Genomic DNA, 330 nt, shown 5'->3' on the forward strand with positions numbered 1-330 from the left:
AGGAAACAGGATATATATGGCTATAGATTTAAAATCTTTTTATGCTTCTGTAGAATGTGTAGAAAGAGAATTAGATCCACTGAATACCAATCTGGTGGTTGCTGATTCAACTAAAACAGAAAAGACAATCTGTTTGGCTGTTTCTCCTTCTCTTAAACAGTATGGTATCGGCGGTAGAGCAAGGCTCTTTGAAGTAGTTCAAAAGGTCAAAGAAATCAATAGAAAAAGAAAAAAAGATAACAGGTATAGGGAGTTTAGAGGAAAATCACATATTGATTCAGAGTTAAAAAATGACACAAGTCTTGAACTGGGATTCATTATTGCCCCTCC

General features: G+C 34.8%; 1 protein-coding gene. It reads left to right on the forward strand.

Annotated features, from left to right (window positions below; genetic code table 11):
* Positions 1–16: 16 nt before the first annotated feature.
* On the forward strand, positions 17–330 hold a 314-nt coding region (locus KSU54_RS18705), incomplete at its 3' end, for a Y-family DNA polymerase (RefSeq protein WP_226909057.1).

This window comes from Erysipelatoclostridium sp. MSK.23.31, from assembly GCF_019125875.1.
In the GTDB taxonomy this organism is placed as follows: domain Bacteria; phylum Bacillota_I; class Bacilli_A; order Erysipelotrichales; family Coprobacillaceae; genus Thomasclavelia; species Thomasclavelia ramosa.